The 19,224-nt window shown below is 51.5% G+C and carries 20 protein-coding genes; all 20 read left to right on the forward strand.

The annotated features are described in order from the left end of the window. The first annotated feature begins 480 nt into the window (after positions 1 to 480). The 20 genes from E4663_RS17800 (at position 481) to fabG (ending at position 19,198) form a co-directional block, all read left to right on the forward strand. Positions 481 to 1,644 (forward strand): sensor histidine kinase, encoded by a 1,164-nt coding sequence (locus E4663_RS17800; RefSeq protein WP_241657239.1) that lies wholly within the window; start codon positions 481 to 483, stop codon positions 1,642 to 1,644. Next, the gene (locus tag E4663_RS17805; RefSeq protein ID WP_079478617.1) at positions 1,637 to 2,305 is read left to right on the forward strand and encodes a response regulator; all 669 of its coding nucleotides are present in this window, start codon (positions 1,637 to 1,639) and stop codon (positions 2,303 to 2,305) included. Before E4663_RS17800 ends, E4663_RS17805 begins: the two co-directional genes overlap by 8 nt. Before the next feature lie 132 nt (positions 2,306 to 2,437). Next, the gene (locus tag E4663_RS17810; RefSeq protein WP_135328625.1) at positions 2,438 to 3,361 is read left to right on the forward strand and encodes an ABC transporter ATP-binding protein; all 924 of its coding nucleotides are present in this window, start codon (positions 2,438 to 2,440) and stop codon (positions 3,359 to 3,361) included. A 12-nt stretch (positions 3,362 to 3,373) separates the two neighbouring features. Further along, complete coding sequence (locus tag E4663_RS17815; RefSeq protein ID WP_135328626.1) at positions 3,374 to 4,546, forward strand: ABC transporter permease; 1,173 nt, start codon at positions 3,374 to 3,376, stop codon at positions 4,544 to 4,546. Positions 4,547 to 4,559: 13 nt separating this feature from the next. Further along, positions 4,560 to 5,717, forward strand: a complete 1,158-nt coding sequence (locus E4663_RS17820) for an ABC transporter permease (protein ID WP_135328627.1) — start codon at positions 4,560 to 4,562, stop codon at positions 5,715 to 5,717. 289 nt (positions 5,718 to 6,006) lie between these two features. After that, a complete protein-coding gene (locus tag E4663_RS17825; RefSeq protein ID WP_135328628.1) occupies positions 6,007 to 6,429 on the forward strand; it encodes a YueI family protein in 423 nt (140 codons plus the stop codon). Between the two features lie 282 nt (positions 6,430 to 6,711). Then, on the forward strand, positions 6,712 to 7,326 hold the full coding sequence (locus E4663_RS17830) for a PH domain-containing protein (RefSeq protein ID WP_135328629.1): 615 nt from the start codon (positions 6,712 to 6,714) through the stop codon (positions 7,324 to 7,326). 57 nt (positions 7,327 to 7,383) lie between these two features. Beyond that, entirely contained in the window at positions 7,384 to 8,160 is a 777-nt protein-coding gene (locus E4663_RS17835; protein ID WP_135328630.1) for a 3-hydroxybutyrate dehydrogenase, read from the forward strand. A 50-nt stretch (positions 8,161 to 8,210) separates the two neighbouring features. Further along, on the forward strand, positions 8,211 to 8,582 hold the full coding sequence (locus E4663_RS17840) for a glyoxalase superfamily protein (RefSeq protein ID WP_135328631.1): 372 nt from the start codon (positions 8,211 to 8,213) through the stop codon (positions 8,580 to 8,582). 314 nt (positions 8,583 to 8,896) lie between these two features. Further along, positions 8,897 to 9,490: a TetR/AcrR family transcriptional regulator gene (locus tag E4663_RS17845; RefSeq protein ID WP_135328632.1), complete on the forward strand. Its 594-nt coding sequence runs from the start codon at positions 8,897 to 8,899 to the stop codon at positions 9,488 to 9,490. Between the two features lie 15 nt (positions 9,491 to 9,505). After that, complete coding sequence (menE, locus tag E4663_RS17850) at positions 9,506 to 10,990, forward strand: o-succinylbenzoate--CoA ligase (protein ID WP_135328633.1); 1,485 nt, start codon at positions 9,506 to 9,508, stop codon at positions 10,988 to 10,990. Beyond that, a complete protein-coding gene (locus E4663_RS17855) occupies positions 10,987 to 11,991 on the forward strand; it encodes a 3-oxoacyl-ACP synthase (protein ID WP_135328634.1) in 1,005 nt (334 codons plus the stop codon). Before menE ends, E4663_RS17855 begins: the two co-directional genes overlap by 4 nt. Beyond that, entirely contained in the window at positions 11,988 to 13,190 is a 1,203-nt protein-coding gene (locus tag E4663_RS17860; RefSeq protein WP_135328635.1) for a substrate-binding domain-containing protein, read from the forward strand. The genes E4663_RS17855 and E4663_RS17860 overlap by 4 nt, the downstream gene beginning before the upstream one ends. Before the next feature lie 62 nt (positions 13,191 to 13,252). Next, entirely contained in the window at positions 13,253 to 14,011 is a 759-nt protein-coding gene (locus E4663_RS17865; RefSeq protein WP_135328636.1) for an ABC transporter ATP-binding protein, read from the forward strand. After that, the gene (locus E4663_RS17870; protein ID WP_135328637.1) at positions 13,995 to 14,702 is read left to right on the forward strand and encodes an ABC transporter ATP-binding protein; all 708 of its coding nucleotides are present in this window, start codon (positions 13,995 to 13,997) and stop codon (positions 14,700 to 14,702) included. Before E4663_RS17865 ends, E4663_RS17870 begins: the two co-directional genes overlap by 17 nt. Positions 14,703 to 14,712: 10 nt before the next feature. Then, the gene (locus tag E4663_RS17875) at positions 14,713 to 15,570 is read left to right on the forward strand and encodes a branched-chain amino acid ABC transporter permease (protein WP_079478631.1); all 858 of its coding nucleotides are present in this window, start codon (positions 14,713 to 14,715) and stop codon (positions 15,568 to 15,570) included. Between the two features lie 15 nt (positions 15,571 to 15,585). Beyond that, positions 15,586 to 16,560, forward strand: a complete 975-nt coding sequence (locus E4663_RS17880; RefSeq protein WP_135328638.1) for a branched-chain amino acid ABC transporter permease — start codon at positions 15,586 to 15,588, stop codon at positions 16,558 to 16,560. Between the two features lie 15 nt (positions 16,561 to 16,575). Beyond that, on the forward strand, positions 16,576 to 17,589 hold the full coding sequence (locus tag E4663_RS17885; protein ID WP_135328639.1) for a 3-oxoacyl-ACP synthase: 1,014 nt from the start codon (positions 16,576 to 16,578) through the stop codon (positions 17,587 to 17,589). Continuing rightward, positions 17,589 to 18,458 carry an intracellular short-chain-length polyhydroxyalkanoate depolymerase gene (gene phaZ, locus E4663_RS17890; protein ID WP_241657238.1) on the forward strand — a complete coding sequence of 290 codons (870 nt, stop codon included), beginning with the start codon at positions 17,589 to 17,591 and terminating at the stop codon, positions 18,456 to 18,458. Before E4663_RS17885 ends, phaZ begins: the two co-directional genes overlap by 1 nt. After that, positions 18,455 to 19,198 carry a 3-oxoacyl-ACP reductase FabG gene (fabG, locus tag E4663_RS17895; protein ID WP_135328641.1) on the forward strand — a complete coding sequence of 248 codons (744 nt, stop codon included), beginning with the start codon at positions 18,455 to 18,457 and terminating at the stop codon, positions 19,196 to 19,198. Before phaZ ends, fabG begins: the two co-directional genes overlap by 4 nt. Positions 19,199 to 19,224 lie beyond the last annotated feature (26 nt).

The following is a 19,224-nucleotide window of genomic DNA, read 5'->3' on the forward strand; positions in this document are numbered from 1 at the left end:
AAACCAGGTGGAAATTGATTTACCGGAGGAAAGGGCCCTTTCCTCCGGTAAATCAAAACTATCTTCTCAACCATATAGGTAATTTCATTGTGGATATCAATTTACACAAGATTGCGGACTTGACTAAGGATGCTGTTAAAATGTCAAAGAGAGGGTTTCTAGCTGCCGTTTTGATTATATCAACCTGCTGAAATGTCACAGAAACAGTTTAGCTGCCATTTTATAAACGACAGACCAGCAAAAAGTAAGAGAAAGCCCTTCTCTCTGCCGTTTCGAGCGGAATAATTCCATGAAAAGTCACAGAACCCTCGCCTATCTTCCGTCCCGGACAAAACACTCCACAAAAACGTCAAAGAACCCCCTCTATCTGATTTTTTCAACGTAAGCCCAACATAAAATGGAAGAGAGCGTCCACATCAAACCGACAATCATGTAAACTAAGAAAAAAGAGGTGACATTGTGAAACTTGATAACTTGGGCATGATCCGGCTTGTGATGTTCTATTTGATCAGCTGCGTGTACTATCTCAATCTTCCAGATACACCTTTCTATACGACAATCGTCATTCTAGCGGTGCTCGGGTTTACCGCCACCCACTTCACGTTGAACAGTTCCTTTGGGGAGAAAAGGCTTCCTTACATATTGGCGGTGGATTTTGCGATTATTTTCACCCTCGGAATGCTGGATGTTGATTCGACGCTCTATTTGATTTTGTTCGGAGTCGAAGCGGTGACGCTATTGTTATTTGAGAATCGGAAACAGGTGCTTCTTCCTTACGCAGCGGCTTTTCTGATCATTTTTTCTACGATTAATGTCTTCGCGTTTCAAGCGGCGGGGCAATTCTATCTGTTTGATAATCTCATCAGTGGGGCGTTCGTTGTGTTCTGTGCGATTGTCGGACGGTTGATTTATAGACTGACAGAAGCGCAGGAAACGGTCAGTACCCAGTATAAAGAGTTGAAGGAAGCGCACGAGCAGTTGAAGCAGTACTCCGAGCAGGTCGAGGAGCTGACGGCGATCGAGGAGCGCAACCGGATCTCGCGGGAAATCCATGATACGGTCGGGCACAAGATGACGGCGCTTCTGATGCAACTTCAGGTTGCTAAGGAACTGCAAGCGGCCGATCCTGCAAAAAGCACGTCCGCTCTCCGTGTGTCGGAGGGATTGGCGCGGGAAGCGCTGCACGAGACGAGAATGTCGGTGCGGGCGCTGCAAGATGATGCGGGGGATCCGCGCTCTTTTGTAACAAAAGTGAGGGAGATGCTGCAGGAGTATGAAGATCAGACGGGGCTTGCGTCGACGTTGAATGTCGAAGGGGATGGTTCGAACATTCCGCCGTCTGTACAGTGGTCGTTGACGCGGCTGGTGCAGGAGTCGCTGACGAACGCCGTGAAGCACGGCGGGGCGAAAACGTGCGAAGTGGACCTCGCGATTACGAATGAGCACGTTGCGATGCATATCACGGATGATGGAAAAGGGGCAGGCGACGTGCAGCCGGGCTTCGGTATCAAGAACATGCGCGAGCGTGTGCAGGAACATGGTGGCACGCTCACGTTTGAAACGAATCCGAATCAAGGTTTTACGATTCAAGCTGAATTCCCGTTGAAACGAATGACATGGAGAGTAGGTGGCGTACGTGATTGAGATTATGATTGTAGATGACCAGGAACTGATGCGCGACGGGCTCGCGACAATCCTCGATTTGAAGCCGGAACTGTCCGTCGTCGGTGTCGCATCTGATGGGCGTGAAGCATACGAGCTTGCTCTCGAAAAAAAGCCGGACATCGTCTTGATGGATATCCGCATGCCGGGGACGAACGGCGTGAAAGGTGCGAACTTGATTACGTCTTCCTTGCTCGATACGAAAGTGTTGATGCTCACGACCTTCTCCGATACCGAACTGATCCTCGAGGCTTTGACCGAAGGGGCGCACGGGTACTTGCTTAAAGACATGCCGACCGACTCGATCGTCCAGGCGATCATGACCGTTCACTCCGGCGGCATCGTGCTCCCACAGCATCTGACGGCAGAAATCATCAGCGAGATGAAGCGCCGGCAAGAGCTCGAGAAAGAAATTTTTCCTTCGCAAGATGTACCGTCAATCATCCATGATCTTACCGAACGAGAGAGGGAAGTGTTGAGAAAGCTCGGGGAAGGCATGAACAATAAAGAAATCGCGTCCCAACTATATATATCAGAAGGCACGGTGAAGAACCACGTCTCGCACCTGATCGGTAAACTAGAGGTGCGCGATCGTACGCAGGCCGCCATTTTTGCCGTCCGTTACGGCATCACCACTTTCTGAGTCATGACTTTTGGCACATGCCGAGACAGCTACTGCAGCTGTCTTTTTTTTATGCAAATCTATCGCTTGGGAGATTCCCCTTTTACCTGACCGAAGTATGATAAAGACATCAAAGAATGAGGAGTGACGGCAATGCTTCAGGTGAACGAGTTGAACAAACGATACGGGAAGAAGGAAGTCGTGAAGAACGTTTCCTTCCGTTTAGAAAAAGGGGAAGCGTTCGGCCTGTTGGGACCGAATGGAGCCGGGAAGTCGACCACGATCGCGATGCTGTCGGGGCTCGTTCCGAATGACGGCGGGACGATTTTATGGGGAGAGAAGCCGATGGACCCGTCGATGAAAAAGCGGATCGGCATCGTCCCGCAGGAAATCGCGTTGTACCCAACAATGTCGGCGCGGGACAATTTGCTGTTCTGGGGCAAAATGTACGGCTTATCCCGCAAGCAGGCGAAGAAGCGGGCGGAAGAAGTGCTCTCGATCGTCGGCTTGTCCGAGCGTGGAAAAGAGACGATCGAGACGTTTTCCGGCGGAATGAGACGGAGGATCAATATCGGAGCTGCGCTGATGCACGAACCGGAACTGCTGATTATGGATGAGCCGACGGTCGGCATCGATCCGCAATCGCGGAATCACATCCTCGAAACGGTGAAGCGGCTGAACCAAGCGGGCATGACGATGATTTACACAAGTCACTACATGGAAGAGGTCGAGTTTCTGTGCGACCGGGTTGGGATCATGGACTACGGCGAAGTGATTGCGAGCGGTACGCACAAAGATTTATGTAAGCGTCTAGTTGGCGGGACGGTGATCCGCCTTGTGCTGGAGGAAACGAATGAGGCAGGAGTGAAGGCGATTGAGAACCTGCCGCAAGTCGACCGGATGACGGTAAGGGAGCAGAAGACGTATGACGTGTTTGTGCAACAACCGAACGAGGTAATCAGCGATATCATGGCGGCGATTGTGGAAAACGGCATGAAAGTTTCGGCGATGGATGTGCAGGAGCCGAACTTGGAGGCACTATTTTTACAGCTGACCGGCCGGACTTTAAGGGATTAGGAGGATAATGCGATGTTTACGATTGCGATGAAAGATTTGGCTTTAAGGTTGAAAGATCGCCGCAGCCTAGTGATGATGCTGCTGATGCCTCTGGTCCTGACCGCGATTCTCGGATCCGCGCTCGGCGGCAACTTCGGAGACGACGCGTCAATGCCCGCCACGACAGTCGGCGTAGCCTATGACACGGAGGATGAGCGGACGAATCAATGGGTGGACGGTGTACTGCCGAGTGAGGACGTGACGGTGGTTTCTTTTGACAATGGTGGTGAAGTGGAGAATGCCATGAACAAAGGGGAGGTCGATGTAGGGGTGCTTCTGCCGAACGAATGGGGAGAGAAGCTCGGGACAGCGGACGTGACGGTCCTGACCGACCCGGACAAAACGCTGCAAGCTTCCATCATCGAATCGATGCTGACTTCCTATATCGACCGGGTCCAGGCCGTTACAGAGACGACCGATCGCTTTGCGACAGCACTTGCAGAAGCAGGAGATGTCGAAGTGGCAGCTGCGGCAGGTGGTTTTTCCACAACCGCCATCTCCATAGCAGAACAGGACTCGATCCAGTTGGCTTCTGGTGAAAAAGGCGAGCAGACACTGAACGGGATGCAATATTATGCTGCAGCGATGGGCGTCATGTTCCTCCTGTTTAACGCGACAGTCGGTGCGCGGTCGATTTTGCAGGAACGCCACACGCAAACGTTGGCTCGGTTGGCGATGACCCCGGTGAGGTCCTACCACATCATCGGCGGTAAATTCCTCGGCACGCTTTCATTCACGCTCGTCCAATTCAGCTTGTTCCTGGCCGCGACGTACTTCATGTTCCAAGTGTCGTGGGGAGAGAATCTGTGGCAAGTATCGTTCATCGTAGTAGCCTACGCGATCGCAGTATCCGGTTTGGCAATGATGCTTGCAAGCCTTGTGAAAGAAGAGAAAACAGCGGACAGTATCGGCGGAATCGGTGTGCAAATCCTGGCGCTGCTAGGCGGATCGATGATTCCGGTAGCGGCTTTTCCTGGAGCGATCCAGTCGATATCCAACGTCATTCCGAACAAATGGGCTCTCGATAGTTTTCTAGAAATCATGACCGGCACGGCGTGGGGAGACTTGTATATGCCGGCAGCGCTGCTCGTTCTGTTCGGCGCAGCGTGCTTAGGAGTCGGAGCCACGCGATTACAAGTAAGGTAAAGGAGTGGGAGATATGAAACGGATTTGGACACTGGCTGTGATGGAGTGGAAGCGGATGTTCAAGAAGCCGCAGTCGTACGTCGTGATGTTCGGAATGCCGCTGTTGTTCACGTTCATCTTCGGGGCGATGTTCTCAGGAGGCGGTGAACGAGCGAAACCTCAGATTGCTGTCGTCGACCAGGATCAGTCGGTCGTATCAGAAGCGTTGTTGGAAAAGCTCGAAGGTTCAGAGCTGATGAACGTTGTGGGCATGTCCCTGGAGGAAGCCGATCAATCGTTGGCGGATCAGAATCTATCCGGCTACGTGGTGATGGGAGATTCTTTTGAAGAGAGCGTATTAGCAGGAATGCCGGATGTTTCGTTTTCCTACCTTCCAGCGTTTGAAGGAGCATCCGTCCTTTCGAATTGGATAAATAATCGCTTGGTCGAAGTGGCGATTCACGCAGAAGCGGCGTCTGAATATGCAGCGTTGACGGATGCGAGTTTTGCAGACAGTTTTGTGAAGATGGCTGGGAGTTCAGATGGAGGGGAGCGTACCGTCCAAACAGTGAACGTCACGACCGATGAGGAAATCCAGGCGATGGATAACGTTACCGCACGCTCTGCGGGATTCGCAATCATGTTCGTGATGATCGCCATGCTCTCGAGCACAGGCGTCATGCTGGAAGCGAAGCAAAACGGAGTCTGGTACCGTCTCCTGTCCACACCAGCATCGAAAATGGAGATTGTACTCGGCTACTTACTCGCCTTTTTCTTAATCGGGTGGATGCAATTCGGCGTGCTGATGATCGCGTCGTCCTTGATCTTCGGCGTGTACTGGGGCAGTGTCCTCGGCAACATCGTCCTAGTATCAGCCTTGCTGCTTTGCACAATCGGGCTCGGCTTGTTTATCGCAGGATTCGTGAAGACGTCGGAGCAGCAGTCGATGTACGGCAACTTGATCATTTTTTCTACGTGTATGCTCGGCGGCGTGTACTGGCCGGTTGAGATCATGCCGGACTTCATGCAGCAAATGGCGGAGTTCGTTCCGCAGACATGGGCGATGGACGGTTTTCGAGCTTTGACCGCAGGAGCGGGGACGTTCGCGGAGCTTGCTGGACCTTTGGCAGTCTTGCTCGGATTCACGGTTGTGTTTCTGTCGATCGGGATGAGACGGATTAAATTTGAATGAGGGCTAGGCTATCTGCCATTTTAGGGGATTGAATGTGTGAGAATGGCACTGAAGAAGGCTCTCTCTTCCCTTTTGAGCTGTGGCAATGGTGAAAATGGCAGAGAAGAGCGTTCTCTCTGCCATTTCGAGCTGGGAAGTGCAGCAAAAGGGAAGAGAGGAAGCTTCTCTGTTACCTTTTGAAAAGAAATCGTGATGAAAAGGGAAGCTAGCGCCCACAAGCCGTAATGTTTTTTCCTAGAGTTCAGGCGCGCTATAATGTACATACTACTCACTAAGTGAGGTGTGCGCGATGAAGAAAGATGTCGATGATTATTTGCAGGAAGGCATTTACGGGCCAAAAGAGATCAATCCTTCCGAGCGGAGAAAATATTTAGGGACGCTGAGAGAGCGGATCGTCCTTGTGCTGACGAATGGCCAGCTCGTTCAGGGACAGGGCCTCGCAGAGATGGAGCAGGCAATGAAAGAACACCCTGATGCAAAGCTTCTCCTCGACCGTCAAGTCAGCTATCGCTTCCGAAAGCCGTACAGGCAGCTTGCCAATGAGCAGGGGATCCAGCATACGACAGTGGATAATCAGGAAGTCGAGACGGAAATCGGAGCGGTGCTCGCCGTTGATTATGCGATAGAAAAAGAGGACATCACCGTAGAAGAGAAGCCTCCACAACAAGAAGAGAAACCAGGATTCTGGAAATCTTTGTTCGGTCGTTCATAGGGGTCAGGGAGTTTGTCCCAGAAATACGGGACAAACTCCCTGACCCCAATGTCCCATTATAAAGGATTCTTTAAAAAAAGCGCTTTAAATCTTACAGGTATACATATTTCATGCTATACTTTTTATTGTCTCATACTTAGGAGACAAAGTTCGTGTTCACGGACGAAGCCCTGCGCCTCAAGGACGAGGTGGGGGCTTTTTTTAATGCTTATTTCTCTTTTGACCTGATTTTCCTTGTGCTAAGATGAAAAGGAAGTGACATTGATTAGGAGGTCGAAGCGAATGTTTAAGAAGATTGCAAGTGATGCGCTAGGCTTAAGCGATATTGGCCGTATTATCAGTCGAGAGGATTTCGACAAAGCGCAATCCGATGATTTTGTTCTGACGGAAGATGGCGAGAAGATCCATTTTCTTATCAAATCGAAAACAGATGAGTACTGCTTCACCAACCGCGCGTTGATCCACTTGGATGGCGAGAAAGCATCCAGCAGTAAGCGAAACATTTACCGCTACGATTATTATAAAAACCCGATCAAGAACGTCTCGATCGAAACCGCTGGTACGATTGATTTGGATCTTGAAATCAAGTTCTCTATGGGCAGTCAATACTTCAGTGTCGATATTGCCAAAGATGAAGGCGAAGCAATCGCTGACTTGTATAAGACGCTTGTCGAGATCGGCCAGATTCAAGAAGAGGACGAGCGTCACCACGAATTCGCTCTGAACAGTGTCAACACGGCGAGCGGATTGATTAAAGACAATCGTTTCCATGACAATGATATTTCCCAAGAATTCCAACAGGCGGCAGAGTTCGCTTATAAGTGGTTCACGGAAAAATATAACGAGCATACGCAGAAAGACTTCCAAGATGTATTCACCAAGTATATTCATAACTGATGACTCCAAGCGCAGACGCACTCGTCTGCGCTTTTTTATAAAAAAGGAGACGATAGGATGCTGGAAGGAAAAGTCGCGCTCATTACCGGTTCAGGTCAGGGGATTGGCTTGGAAATCGCAACCGCATTTGCTAGGAGCGGTGCTAAAGTAATGGTGAGTGATATCAAGGAAGAGGCGTTGAATGATGCCGTTGCACAGTTGAAGGGCGAGGGCAGCGAGGCGGAAGGTGTTGTAGCGGATGTTGCCAAGGAAGATGATGTGAAGCACGCAATAGAGAGAACGGTCGAGGCGTTTGGCGCCATCGATATCCTCGTCAATAATGCCGGTATCCAGCACGTCGCGCCGATAGAAGAATTTCCCTCGGAGAAGTTCGGACTCATTCTCGACATTATGCTAAAAGGACCGTTTTACGGCATCAAGCACGCCTTCCCTCATATGAAAAAACAGGGGTACGGGCGCATTCTGAACATGGCGTCGATCAACGGCTTGATCGGTTTTGCTGGAAAAGCGGGCTATAACAGCGCCAAGCATGGGGTGATCGGCTTGACGAAAGTGACCGCACTCGAAGGAGCAGATCACGGTGTGACGGTCAATGCGATCTGCCCCGGCTATGTCGACACGCCCCTTGTCCAGAACCAGCTCGCGGACTTGGCGACAACGCGTGGCGTCGACAAAGAGAAGGTGCTTGAGGAAGTCATTTATCCGCTCGTACCCCAGAAGCGCCTCTTGCAAGTGGGTGAGGTTGCGGACTACGCGATATTCTTATGCAGTGACAAAGCGAGAAGCATTACCGGGCAAGCGGCTGTCATCGACGGAGGATACACCGTGCAATAATCTAGCGCCGGTTCATGGTAAAATGGAATCATAAAGGAGGACGAGGAATCATGTACAAGTTCATTCACCACGTTTCTATCATCGTCACAGATATTGAGCAAGCGAAACACTTTTACGGAGAAGTACTAGGATTCGAAGAAAGCAGCGAGCGACCGGATTTCGGCTTCCCAGGAGCCTGGTATCAAATCGGTGATACCCAGCTTCATTTGATTCTACATAAAGAGGGGAAAACGCTGAGGGGCACGACAGAAATCGACACACGTGACGGGCATTTCGCCGTTCGTGTAAGTGATATGGAAGGATTCTTGAAACGCTTGGATGATCACGGAGTCGAGTATGTCAACAAACCGACGAACAAAACGCCGTGGCATCAGGTATATGTGACGGATCCTGCTGGTAATGTGATCGAGTTCAATAAATAAGAGGAAGCGCTGAGTCTAAGCTCAGCGCTTTTTTTTGTCCTCTCTGCCTTTTTCTCCAAACATAATGCTCAAAACGTTAAAGAGAACCTCTCTCTCTGCCCTTTTCCATCTTCCAAGCTATGAAAAAGTCCGAGAAAGAGCGTCTCTCTGCCATTTCGCTCCTAATTCTTTTTCGAAAAGGAAGAGAGCATTCTCCTATGTGACGAATTAAGAAGACAATCAGTTTAAAAAGGAAGGTAGAGAGAAATGTCGAAAACAAAGTGTTGATAATATTCTGACGATTACATATAATTGAAAACTGAGAGGTGGTTCACATGTCAGAAATGAAGAGTCAGCCATTAACGAAGAAAGGGTTGATGACCCGGAAGAAGCTGTTGGAAACAGCGGAAACCGTGTTCAGCGAGAAGGGATATTTCGACGCATCGATTGTAGAGATTACGTTCAAATCAGGCGTCGCACAAGGAACGTTCTACAATTACTTCCCGACGAAAAAGTCGATCTACGACGAGTTGGTGCGAGATTTAAGTTCGACGCTACGTCACAACGTCAAGCTCGCCATCGAAGGGGAAGAGACGTTTGAGGAGAAGCAGCGCGCTGGATTCAAAGCCTTTTTCACGTGGGTGATGACGCACCGGAATTCGTACAGCATCATCCAGCAGTCGGTGCTCGTCGATAAGGATTTGTATCGCTGGTACTATGAAAAGTTGGCGAACGGATTCATGAATGCTCTCGAGGAAGCCATCCAGAACGAAGAATGCAAGCCACTCGATACGGAGGCGATCGCCTATTGTTTGATGGGGATCGGGCAGTTCATCGGGATGCGCTGGGTGTTTTGGGAAGAGGAGGAAGTGCCCGAGTATGTTTTTGAAGAAGCGATGGAGCTGGTCTTTCATGGTCTTAATACCTAAAAAGGAGGTGATACCATGCACACGATGGATGAATGGATCCATAAACGTGGGTGGATGACGCCGGAGCGGATAGCGCTGGTCGGGGAGAGCGATCAATATACATATCGAGAACTCTCTCGGGAAGTCCACCGGATGGCGGGAGTACTGAAGCACAAGCTGCATTTGAAAAAAGGAGACCGGTTGGCGATTTTGTCACAAAACCGGGAAGCGTATATGATCGCTTACTTTGCGGTCGCGCAGATCGGGGTGATTGTCGTACCGCTCAACATCCGTCTCACGGCAGCGGAACTCGCTTACCAGGTGAAGGATAGTGGCGCAACGGCGATGCTTTATGAAGAAGAGATGGGAGAACTGTATGTTGAACTAACTAGTCTTGTTAATTTTGAAAACGCTTACCTTTTTGATGACATTCATCACGCAAGGTATAAGGAAATTCCAAGAGAAGGGAACAGCGATGATCCGTTTATCATCTGCTATACGTCCGGGACGACGGGGAATCCGAAAGGGGCGGTGCTGACGCAGGAAAACATGTTCTGGAATGCGATCAATAACCAGCATGCGCTCGATTTGACATCAGATGACCGGACACTCGTGATTCTGCCGCTTTTCCACATCGGAGGCATCGGGTTGTTCGCGCTGCCGACGTTGCTGACAGGCGGCACGATGTATATGCCGAGACGGTTCGATCCGGAACAGGTCATCGACTGGATTGAAGAGTATAAGTTGACAGTGGTGATGGGGGTTCCGACCATCCATAGCGCGATCAGGCAGTCTCCTTCATTCGAAACCGCGAATTTCGAATCGGTACGCTGGTTTTACAGCGGCGGCGCACCGTGTCAGAAGGAATTGATTCAAGCCTATGTCGAGCGCGGCCTGCCATTCGGGCAAGGATTCGGGATGACCGAAACGGCTCCCACCGTCTTCATGATAGCAAAGGAAGATTACCGAAGGAAAGCAGGATCCATCGGGAAGCCTGTCACCTTTTGTGATGTGAAATTAGTGAGAGAAGACGGAACGACGGCAGGACCGGGGGAAGTAGGAGAACTTCTCATCAAAGGTCCGAACGTGATGAAAGAATATTGGGGCCTCCCTGAGAAAACGGCCGAAACGATCCAAGACGGCTGGCTGCACTCAGGAGACTTGGCGAAACAAGATGAAGAAGGGTTCTTTTATATAGCCGGACGGAAAAAGGACATGATCATCTCCGGCGGTGAAAATATTTACCCTCTCGAAGTCGAGCAGGTGATCAGTGAACTACCTTCAGTGGATGAAGTCGCCGTGGTCGGCTCGAGAGATGCTCGCTGGGGAGAGGTGCCTGTAGCGTTTGTGAGCTTCGTTGGCGATCCGATCTCCAAAGAGGACATTCAAGCTTTTTGTAAAAAGCGGTTGGCCAAATACAAAGTGCCGACAGAGGTCATCGTCTTAGACGAACTGCCGAAGAACGCGACTGGGAAAATCGATAAGAAGACGCTCCATCAACAGGTGGTGGTGTCCGAATGATCGGGATTGAAAAAACGAGCATTTACGTCCCGGAACGAGTGGAAACAGCTGCCGATCTGTCAGGAAAGACGGGGATTCCGGAGGACGTCATCATCCAAAAGTTCGGGCTCCGGCAAAAGCATATCGCTGATGCGTCGATGCATGCGTCCGACCTAGCAGTGGCGGCGGGGAAAAAGATTCTCGAATCAGTCTCCCCTGCATCGATTGATGTGCTCATATATTTCGGAAGTCCTTTCAAAGACCATCAAGTGTGGACGGCGAGTTCGAAAATCCAACACGAACTCGGTCTGACGAATGCGTATGCCTTCGAACTGATGAATGTCAGCTCGTGCTTCCCACTGGCGGTGAAGGTGGCGAAGGATATGCTCCGCTCCGATGAGGAGATCGAGAACATCCTGCTCGTCGGCGGATCGAAGGAGTCGATGATCGTCAGCTATGACAATCCGCGTTCGAGGTTCATGTTCCCGTTTGCGGATGGGGGAGCAGCCGCGCTGATGACAAGACATTCGACCAAGTGGGAGACGCTCGCTTCATCGGTCGTGACGGATGGTTCTTTCTCCAAAGACGTGCTGGTGCCTGGTGGTGGTTCGGTCGATATGCACCCTGATGAGGAGTCGCGCTATATCGATGTGCCGGATCCATCCGGAATGAAGGAGCGGCTCGATCCTGTGTCGCTTCAGAATTTCGAGCGTGTCATCAAGCAGTCGCTTGAGAAGAGCGGGGCGGATGAGCTTGAGTTGTTGCTGCCTCTTCATACGAAGCGTTCGATGTTTTTGAAAATATTAGAATCAGTCGGCTTGGAGGAACACCAGGCGGTGTACTTGGACGGTTATGGTCATATGTCGGCGCTCGACCCTTGCTATGGGTTGTATCTTGCTGAAAAGGAGAAAGATTTGCAGCCTGGAGATATCGTCGTCATCGCATCAGCAGGCACAGGCTATACGTGGGCCGCAACCACGCTCCGTTATCACGGAGGAACAAATAAGGAGGAATACAAATGAAGAGAAACGCGCTTTTCGCATTCATGATGGTTCTTATTCTTAGTGTAGCGACAGCTTGTGGAGACGCAGAAGAAAGTGGTGCAGAATCTGGTGAGACGATCAAGATCGGGGTGCTCGCTTCCTTGACCGGGGCACTCGAGGCTTATGGACACCAGACGAAGAAAGGCTTCGAACTCGGGCTTGATTATGGTACAGACGGAACGATGGAAGTCGCCGGCAAGAAGATCGAAGTGATCTTCGAAGATACGGAGACCGATCCGAAAGTGGCGCGTCAAAAGGCGCTGACATTGCTTGAGGATGAAGACGTCGATTTTCTCGTCGGCTCATCCAGCTCCGGTGATACCCTCGCCGTAACGCCACTTGCTGAAGAGTACGAAAAAGTGATGGTCGTCGAACCGGCGGCAGCGGACAGTATTACGGGAGCGGAGTACAACGATTATGTGTTCCGTACAGCGCGTAACTCTTCTCAGGACGCAGCGGCTGCAGCAGCTGCGATTGCAGGCGACGGAGTGAAAATCGCCACGCTGGCACCGGACTATGCGTTCGGTCGTGATGGGGTTTCTGCGTTCAAGACAGCAGCAGAGGATTTAGGTGCGGAGATCATCCATGAAGAATACGCAGATGCCGCAGCGACAGACTTCACGGCGAATATCCAGAAAATCATCGACTCCGATCCGGATTATTTATACGTCGTCTGGGCTGGAGCGAACACGCCTTGGAATCAGATTGTCGACATGCAAGTCCAGGAAAAAGGGATCAAGATCACGACAGGCGTAGCGGACCGCGCGACCCTTCCGATGATGGCACCACTTGTCGGCATGGATGGATTCACGCTTTACTACCACACGCTTCCGGATAACGAAGTGAACGACTGGCTTGTCGAGAAACACCAAGAGGAATACGACGAAGCTCCTGACTTGTTCACACCAGGCGGCATGAGTGCTGCTCTTGCGGTACTCGAAGCGCTCAAGCAGACAGACGGATCGACGGACTCCAAAGAACTGATCGAGACGATGGAAGGCATGGAATTTGCAACGCCTAAGGGCACGATGACATTCCGTCCAGAGGACCACCAAGCCTTGCAGGAAATGTACTCGGTCACATTGGTCGAAAGTGATGAACACGACTATCCTGTCCCAGAGCTGAAGAAAGTTCTTACACCAGAAGAAACGGCACCTCCGATTATGAACGGGAAGTAAAGGTTGGGAGGGGAGTTCGAGGGTTCGAGCTCCCCTTTTTTTCTGAAAGGAGGAAGAGAGCGTTGCTTGAAACAAAAGACTTAACGATTCAATTCGGAGGGCATACTGCCGTCGATCACGTGACGGTCGACATTGCGGAAAAGCAGCTTACGTCAATCATCGGTCCGAATGGTGCTGGGAAAACGACGTTCTTCAATCTGTTGAGCGGGCAACTGTCCCCGACAGAAGGCGAGATCTATTTTCGAGGGGAGAATATTACCAGCATGTCGACGACGAAGCGGTCACGACTCGGGATTGGGCGTTCATTTCAGATCACGAACGTATTCCCGAATTTGACGGTGCTTGAGAATGTCCGGCTGGCCGTGCAGTCGAAGCGAAATGTCCGCTATCAGATGATGGCCCACTTCCTTCATTATAAGAAGTTTCAGGAAGAGGCGTATGCGTTGCTTGAAAAAGTACTGCTCGACAAGAAGGCGGACACGATCGCGGCGAATCTCGCTCACGGGGAAAAACGGAAGCTGGAGATTGCGATGCTGTTGGCACTGGATTCTGAGATTCTGCTGCTTGATGAGCCGACGGCCGGGATGGCGCTTGAGGAGGTGCCGGCGATTATCGAAGTGATCGAGCATATTAAAGCACGCAAAGAGCAGACCATCGTGCTGATCGAACATAAGATGGACATGATCATGGACTTGTCGGATGAAGTGCTCGTCCTTTTCCACGGGGAACTGCTTGCGCAAGGGACGCCGGAGGACATCATCGCAAACGACATCGTCCAGTCGGCGTACTTAGGAGGCATGTACAATGAGCGACTTTCTTGAACTGAGACACATGAAGGCGAATATCGAACAGTACCACATCTTGCACGACATCACGTTCCGCGTGCCGAAGGGCGAGGTCACGGTGCTACTCGGAAGAAACGGAGCCGGGAAAACGACGACTTTGAGGTCGATCATGGGACTCAATCCTGTCGTAGGTGGATCATTGACGTTCAAAGGCGAATCCATCCGCAACTTAAAGCCGCACCAGATTGCGAATAAAGGAATCGGCTACGTGCCGGAAGACCAGGGCATTTTCTATGATCTGACTGTTGGAGAGAACATGCGTGTCGCGATGAAGAAGGAGAATGGCGAGACGAAAGCACGCATGGAGTGGATCCTCGACCTTTTTCCCGATTTGAAAAAGTTCTGGAACAAACCCGGAGGTCAGCTGAGTGGCGGTCAGAAGCAGATGCTCGCGATATCGCGTGCGTATGTGAACGATAACGAGCTGCTCTTGATCGATGAACCGAGCAAGGGGCTCGCGCCGATCGTTGTAGAAAAAGTGATGGAGTCGATCCATCAGATGAAGGAACAGACGACGATTGTACTTGTCGAACAGAACTTCATGATGGCGAGCGGAATCGGAGATCGCTTTTATATCATTGATGACGGTCAGACGGTGCAGTCGGGTCAGATGAACGAGCTGAAGCAAGACGGAGTGCTGCTGCAGAAATATCTCGGAATCTCATAGGAGGGGCGATATGGATGTATTGGTTAGTTTAGCTGTTAACGGCCTTGCGACAGGCATGCTCATTTTCCTGCTTGCAGCGGGGCTGACGTTGATATTCGGGTTGATGGATGTCCTCAATTTCGCGCACGGTGGCTTGTTCATCTGGGGCGCATACACGGGAGTCTGGGCGTATCACATGACCGATAGTTTCCTGCTCGGTATTGGGACAGCAATCGTCATCGGGCTTGCACTCGGCCTCGTGACAGAGCGGCTGATTGTCCGGCCAGTCTACGGGAGTCACGTCCAGCAGATTCTGATTACGCTCGGATTCATGCTCGTGCTGCAGGAGTGCATCAAAGTCGTGTTCGGTCCGGATCAGAAGGTGGTTTCGCCACCAAGCTACTTAGAAGGAAGTTTCGTCGTCGGGGATATCGTCTTCATTAACTACCGCTTATTCATCATTGTCATCGGCCTCGTCATCTTCTTCGCTTTCTACTACTTATTCAAGAAAACGAGAGTCGGTCTGATCGTGAGGGCGGGGGTGATGAACAAAGAGATGATTCAGTCGCTCGGAATCAATATCAAACTCGTATTCATGCTCGTCTTCATGGTCGGAGCGGCGCTTGCTGCACTGAGCGGAATGCTCCATGCCGCTTACTCCGGCGTGATCTATGCAGAGATGGGACTTGAATTCTCGATTCTTGCGTTCATTGTTGTCGTCATCGGGGGGATGGGCAATTTCAAAGGTTCGCTGTTTGCAGCCCTACTCGTCGGCTTGACGCAAGCGTTCATGGCCTACTACGTCCCGGCCTTGTCCTTGGCGACGAACATGCTCTTGATGGCGATCGTCCTCGTCTTCCGTCCACAAGGCTTATTCGCATTACGATAGAAAGGAGGCGACTCTATGAATCTACGAACTATTGAAAAAAGTACCTGGGTCTACTTGGCGATAGCGTTTCTATTATTCGTCGTCCCGTTTCTCGTAACCGGAAGGAGCATCCAGTTCCTGATCATCCAAATCTTCGTTTTCGGCATTTTCGCGATGAGTTACGACTTGCTGCTCGGCTACACTGGCATCATTTCGTTTGGGCACGTCATGTTCTTCGGCGTGGGGGCGTATTCGACGGCTGTCCTATTCGATCGCTTCGAACCGACGATCTTCACGTTCGGCCTTGCCATCCTCGTATCTGCAATCATCGCTGGAGTGGTCAGTTTCATCGTCGGGATCTTGACGCTGAGATTGAAGAGCCACTTTTACGCGATGCTGACGCTTGCTCTTGCAGGGCTATTCCTCGTCGGAGCAGAAAAATGGCGCAAGGTCACCGGGGGAAGCGACGGCTTTACTTTCGGGCTTCCGGACATGCTGCGCGATTCGTTCACGCTTTACATGCTGTCCGCTCTATCGCTCGTGCTGCTCTTCTTCGGACTGAGGCGGATGACGAAATCGCCGTTCGGAAAAGTGCTCGTCGCAATACGGGAAAACGAAAGCCGCACAGAATCACTCGGCTATCAGGTGCTCCACTACAAAGTGATCGTCAGCGTCGTGTCGGGTGTCGTCGCCAGCTACAGTGGCGTGCTCTACATTTTGTCGCTCCGATTCGTAGACACGAGTGTATTCGCAACGGACCTGACCATCGACGTCCTGTTGATGACGATCATCGGCGGGGTCGGAACGTTGATCGGACCAATCATCGGAGCGAGCTTGATCGAGTTCGCGCACCACTGGCTGTCGGATCTTTCCGATGTCCACTGGCTGTTTGAGCGTTGGATCATTTTGTACGGCACGATCTTTATTCTGATCGTCGTATTTTTCCCGAAAGGCATCGTCGGAACCCTTGCTGATCGCTATATCAGGTGGCGCGCGAGGCGGACGGAATAAAAGGAGGGAGTACGCATGGATGATGTAGGCGTAGTAAGCATCGGTACCTATATTCCGGAAAAAGTGATGACATCAGCGGAGCTCGCAAAAGCATCCGGGATTCCGCAGTCGATCATTGAATCGAAGATGGGCATCTACGAAAAGCCGCTCCCCGGGGAAGAGGATCATACCGTCGAAATGGGTGTGCGGGCAGCAAGGGTGGCGCTGGATCGCGCTTCCATTTCGGCGGAGGAGATCGATCTGATCATCTGTATCGGGGAGGAGCATAAGGAGTATCCGCTCTGGACAGCCGGCATCAAGATGCAGCACGACCTCGGCGCTGTGAATGCGTGGGCGTTCGATACCGCGCTCCGGTGCGGCACCGCTATCATGGCGATCAAGCTCGCCAAGGACATGATGATTGCCGATCCGAGCATTCGGACGGTGTTACTCGGGGGTGGTTATCGGAACGTTGATTTCATCGATTACAGCAACCCGCGAACCCGGTTCATGTACAATCTCGGTGCAGGCGGTGGGGCGATGGTGTTGAAAAAAGGACATCGGAAAAACCGCGTTCTGGCGACGCACATGATTACGGATGGTTCTTTTTCAGAGGATATCGTCGTGACAACAGGCGGGACGAAGAACCCGGTCACGAAAGAAACGCTCGAGCAAGGGTTGTATCAGCTCGATGTGATGGATCCGGAGGGGATGAAGGAGCGGCTCGATCAAAAGTCGATGGCGAACTTCATCGTCTGTGTGGAAAAAGCGCTCGAGAAGAGCGGAATCACCAAAGGGGACATCGACTACATAGCGATGCTTCACATGAAACGATCGGCGCATCACTATGTGCTAGGGGAGCTCGGCTTGTCGGAGGAAAAGTCGATTTATTTGGATCACTACGGGCACATCGGGCAGATCGACCAAATTTTATCGATGGAACTGGCACTGGAAGAAGGGAAGATCAAATCGGGTGATATCGTCGTCCTCGTTTCCGCTGGGATTGGCTATGCGTGGGGCGCGAACGTCATCCAATGGGGGGATGCATGATGAGGAAACAAGTGGAACTGCCAAATGGAGAAACGATTTCGTATCAGGAGCGGCCGGGAGGTGACGAGGTTGTCGTGCTTGTCCACGGCAATATGACTTCTTCCGTGCACTGGGATGTGGTGCTCGAGCGACTGTCCGAGGAGTACAAAGTCTATGCTCCGGACCTTCGCGGGTTCGGTCAGTCGACGTATTTTGAAAAAGTGGCGGGTACCCAAGACTTTGCGGAAGACTTGGCTATGTTTTTGGATGAGATCGGGGAGGAATCCTGCATGCTCGTCGGCTGGTCACTCGGCGGAGCGGTGGCACAGCAGTTCGCTGTGAAATATCCCAATCGATGCAAGGCGCTTTATTTCATTGCATCGGCCTCGACACGTGGGTACCCTTTTTTCAAGACAGGAGAAGACGGGATGCCGGACGTTGCGCATCATCTGAATGACCTCGAGGATGTGGAAAAGGATACCAAGACGCTGATGGTGAACGGAGCATATGAAACAGGGAACCACGCCCTGCTCCGGCAGATTTGGGATGCCGCGATTTATGTGCACAACCGACCGGATGAAGAGCGGTACGCTAAGTATTTGGAGGATATGACGACCCAGCGGAACTTGGCGGAAACGTACCATGTTTTGAATCATCACCATGTTGATGTGAGTGGGATTGAGGTACCTGTCTGGATCAGCTGGGGGGAAGATGACTTGGTTGTGACGAAGCAGATGACAGAAGAGCTTCGCGCGGACTTCGGGGACACGGCTGCTTATCAAGAATTCAAGCAGTGCGGGCATTCGCCGCTGATAGATGTGCCGGATGAGTTAGTGAGTTCGATGGAGCGTTTCTTTGCGAAAGTAAAACGACAGGAGGAATCAGTATGAATCGATTAAACGGAAAGGTAGCAATCATTACAGGAGGCGCACAGGGCATCGGGTTTGCAGCGGCGCGGACATTTTGTGAAGAAGGCGCGAAGGTCGTGCTTGCGGATTTTAATGAAGAGGAGGGAATCAAGAGCGCTTACGCACTAAGTGAGGATGGGCACAGCTGCTCTTTTTTCCAAACGAATGTAGCGGACCGTGATAGTGTCGACCAGCTCGTTCAGTTCACGGTCGATACATACGGAGCGGTGGATGTGCTCGTCAATAATGCAGGGATCACGAGGGATGCGATGCTCAAGAAGATGACGCCGGAGCAGTTCCAGCAAGTGATCGATGTGAATCTGACGGGTGTGTTCCACTGTACGCAGGCCGTACTGCCGACGATGGAAGCGCGCGGGTACGGGAAAATTATCAGCACGTCCTCGGTGTCCGGCGTTTACGGAAATATCGGGCAGACGAACTATGCGGCCTCGAAGGCGGGCATCGTCGGAATGACGAAGACGTGGGCGAAAGAGCTCGGGCGGAAAGGGATCAATGTGAATGCCGTCGTGCCTGGGTTTACGGAGACGAGTATGACCGAAAACGTGCCGGGACATGTGATCGATCAGATGAAGGGGCAGGTGCCGATGGGGCGGCTCGGGAACCCTCAGGACATCGCGAATGCTTACCTGTTCTTGGCTTCGGATGAGGCGAGTTATGTGAACGGGCATGCACTTCATGTAGATGGAGGAATCATGATGTAACGAAACCCCTGACGGCGATTGGGCCG

Origin of the sequence: Halobacillus salinus (assembly GCF_004684905.1) — a bacterium.
GTDB classification, from domain to species: Bacteria; Bacillota; Bacilli; order Bacillales; family Halobacillaceae; genus Halobacillus; species Halobacillus salinus.

What these genes read in the sequence shown, in the direction of transcription:
- E4663_RS17800 (WP_241657239.1), top strand. Translation starts at nt 481, where the DNA reads ATGATCCGGCTTGTGATGTTCTATTTGATCAGCTGCGTGTACTATCTC.
- E4663_RS17810 (WP_135328625.1), top strand. Translation starts at nt 2,438, where the DNA reads ATGCTTCAGGTGAACGAGTTGAACAAACGATACGGGAAGAAGGAAGTC.
- E4663_RS17815 (WP_135328626.1), top strand. Translation starts at nt 3,374, where the DNA reads ATGTTTACGATTGCGATGAAAGATTTGGCTTTAAGGTTGAAAGATCGC.
- E4663_RS17820 (WP_135328627.1), top strand. Translation starts at nt 4,560, where the DNA reads ATGAAACGGATTTGGACACTGGCTGTGATGGAGTGGAAGCGGATGTTC.
- E4663_RS17825 (WP_135328628.1), top strand. Translation starts at nt 6,007, where the DNA reads ATGAAGAAAGATGTCGATGATTATTTGCAGGAAGGCATTTACGGGCCA.
- E4663_RS17830 (WP_135328629.1), top strand. Translation starts at nt 6,712, where the DNA reads ATGTTTAAGAAGATTGCAAGTGATGCGCTAGGCTTAAGCGATATTGGC.
- E4663_RS17835 (WP_135328630.1), top strand. Translation starts at nt 7,384, where the DNA reads ATGCTGGAAGGAAAAGTCGCGCTCATTACCGGTTCAGGTCAGGGGATT.
- E4663_RS17840 (WP_135328631.1), top strand. Translation starts at nt 8,211, where the DNA reads ATGTACAAGTTCATTCACCACGTTTCTATCATCGTCACAGATATTGAG.
- E4663_RS17845 (WP_135328632.1), top strand. Translation starts at nt 8,897, where the DNA reads ATGTCAGAAATGAAGAGTCAGCCATTAACGAAGAAAGGGTTGATGACC.
- menE (WP_135328633.1), top strand. Translation starts at nt 9,506, where the DNA reads ATGCACACGATGGATGAATGGATCCATAAACGTGGGTGGATGACGCCG.
- E4663_RS17855 (WP_135328634.1), top strand. Translation starts at nt 10,987, where the DNA reads ATGATCGGGATTGAAAAAACGAGCATTTACGTCCCGGAACGAGTGGAA.
- E4663_RS17860 (WP_135328635.1), top strand. Translation starts at nt 11,988, where the DNA reads ATGAAGAGAAACGCGCTTTTCGCATTCATGATGGTTCTTATTCTTAGT.
- E4663_RS17870 (WP_135328637.1), top strand. Translation starts at nt 13,995, where the DNA reads ATGAGCGACTTTCTTGAACTGAGACACATGAAGGCGAATATCGAACAG.
- E4663_RS17875 (WP_079478631.1), top strand. Translation starts at nt 14,713, where the DNA reads ATGGATGTATTGGTTAGTTTAGCTGTTAACGGCCTTGCGACAGGCATG.
- E4663_RS17880 (WP_135328638.1), top strand. Translation starts at nt 15,586, where the DNA reads ATGAATCTACGAACTATTGAAAAAAGTACCTGGGTCTACTTGGCGATA.
- E4663_RS17885 (WP_135328639.1), top strand. Translation starts at nt 16,576, where the DNA reads ATGGATGATGTAGGCGTAGTAAGCATCGGTACCTATATTCCGGAAAAA.
- phaZ (WP_241657238.1), top strand. Translation starts at nt 17,589, where the DNA reads ATGAGGAAACAAGTGGAACTGCCAAATGGAGAAACGATTTCGTATCAG.
- fabG (WP_135328641.1), top strand. Translation starts at nt 18,455, where the DNA reads ATGAATCGATTAAACGGAAAGGTAGCAATCATTACAGGAGGCGCACAG.